General features: G+C 46.5%; 1 protein-coding gene. It reads right to left on the minus strand.

The window, feature by feature from the left end; all coding sequences use genetic code 11:
- On the minus strand, positions 1-2,171 hold a 2,171-nt coding region (locus tag KDK19_RS12380), incomplete at its 3' end, for a hypothetical protein (protein WP_257292082.1).
- Between the last annotated feature and the right edge of the window lie 239 nt (positions 2,172-2,410).

Here is a 2,410-nt window from a genome sequence, read left to right on the forward strand (position 1 = left end):
TCCCGGGCTTTCATTGTCTTAAATGTTTGCAGCAGGTGTTCCTGTTGAGCGTCAATATTTTTATTGCTATCAAAATTCTGAATGTTTAAATGAGCGGCAATGGTTGCATAACGAGCTTTTATTTCAGCATCTGTTCTGGAGTCCTCATGCTGAAGAAGCTGTTGAGCGACCCAGGCTTGCTGTCGTTTGAGGTGTTGCTGAATGGCCTGTCGACGGACTTCCGGATTCTTTCTGTTATCTGAGACCAGACCGAGTATACTTTCGAAGTTAGTCAGTGAGTTCTGGATGACCACATTGTTGAGTTCTACCTTTTGTTGCAGCTGTTGTTGAATGGACTGATAGCAGGTATCCAGATCATCTTCATGGTTCAGAGTAATACCTAACCTGCTTTCAATGGGTGCCAGTCTTGCTTTTACAGCTTCTTGCCATGGCTGTGTTGTTGTAGCATCTTTTTCGTCAAGAGTTCTTTTGATTTCAAGAATTTTCTCCCTGATGATTCTTTCTTGTTCTTCCAATGGCTGGGTATCGTCCCGGTTATCAATACCAAGCTCCGCTCCCAGTTGTGTGTTGATATAGACTCTTGCTTCTGCCACAGAATCGCGAAGGTGTTTGTCAATCGTTGGAAGTAGATTGACCATGTGCTGAAATTTCTGTAAACAGTTTTTCTTTGCTTCCAGCTTTTGTTGATATTGACGCTGAAAATATGGCTGTTGACCCACCTTGGCCAAATTCAGCCAAAGGTGCATTCGAATCATCTCATGACGGGCTTTCGGGTCATCTTTTTTATTGGCAGGCAGACCGAGCTGACCTTCGATTATCGTCAGTTTATCCCGGAATATCTCATCGGTCTGTTCTGCCTGTTGCCGCAGATGCTGTAGAACGAACTCAGAGCGGCCACCCAGATCGTTTTCATTGTCTGAAACAATGCCGAACTGGCCTTCAATCACTGCCAGTATATTTTTTACAGCCTGCTCCGGAGTCACCTCTGTTCCGGTAAATGTTGCGGCCACCGATCGGTTCATTTCATCAATTTTCTTTCTGAGGAGTCTGGCTTGTTCTTCCAGTGACCAGGTATCATCCCAGTCATTCATACCCAGTACTGCCGCCGCATGAGCGTTGCGAGCTTTTGCGGCATCTGCGGTATTAACCTGTGTCCTGTGGTCTTTAAATTGTTTCCAGAGATCATAGTGGCTTTCCACAAAGGCAATATCGGTGGGATTCTGTTTCTGACGACGGAAAACAATCATTTCCCCCGAAACCTGATCCACTTCCAGCTTTGGATAACCCGCAGGCAGAGGATAAATCTGTGTCTCATCCCCGACGTGAACAACATAGCCGACGGGTTTATGACAGGACAACAGCTCGTTCAGAGCTTTCTGTTGTAAATCGTCTTTCAGAACATGAACCTGCGTATAGGCAGAGGTGGCTGCCGCCAGAAGCGCTTCATCATTGATAAAGAGTGATTGACCAAGACGCTGTAACTCGGGAGGCTCATCGGCAGCAGCGACAAGACGCATGAAGGTGCGCCCATTCACTTCAACTTCGTCTACTGAAACGGTGGCAAGGGCGACATAGTTATCAACTTCACCAAGGTTTCCTGCTCTTTCATTGGCACCCTTCAGTAATCCGGCCAGTTGTTCGGGTCTGGCGATTTTTGTTAACGGATCTAATGGTTGGATGTCACCAGATTGATTTCGAATAGCCTCAATGGAATCCTGATCGGTCATTCCGTCTCTGACTTCAATGACCAGTTTTTTTTCTGCAAGGTTATGGGTGAACCTGAAGATCCCTTCATTACCGACTTTCAGGACTTTGGTGTACTTCCGGGCAAAGTCATTGTCGTCGGTTTCAAACAGATCAACACTGGAAACGCCACCCTTGATGCCAGAAAGAATGTCTGTAAAGCCTTCCGAAGGAACGCCATAGTCTGCTCTGACTTGAGTACGATCAGGGTAAGTGGTTGTAAAAGATTTCGGTATTGGCTGCTGGTCATCACCTAAAGTTGGCTGAACCATGACCTCACTCGAGGTAAACTCCACATGTTTATTGCCCTGAATATCGAAAGACTTTGTCTGTAGCCTGCGATCCGCCAGAGCCTGAGTACCAATGATGGAGGAGCTGATTGCAACGACCACAGCAAGGCTTAATGCATTGGGGCGGGCATTTGTCATTTTACTACCCAGAGCCGAGTACTTCTATTACCCGAAAAAGTGATAACTAAGCCAGATGAGGAAGCAGCTTTTAATGGCTCATAGCTGTCAGTGGGTTATGGTTGCAGATAGAGACCCCGATTGAGGGGCATTGCTCTGATCATGACCATGAACTTTCTGATCATCGCCCTGTTGCCTCTTGTACAAGGCACCCAGAGTGTAGAAGTAAGGAATACTTTCTGCATGGGAGAACGACCATT

Source organism: Endozoicomonas sp. ONNA1, from assembly GCF_024606325.1.
In the GTDB taxonomy this organism is placed as follows: domain Bacteria; phylum Pseudomonadota; class Gammaproteobacteria; order Pseudomonadales; family Endozoicomonadaceae; genus Endozoicomonas_A.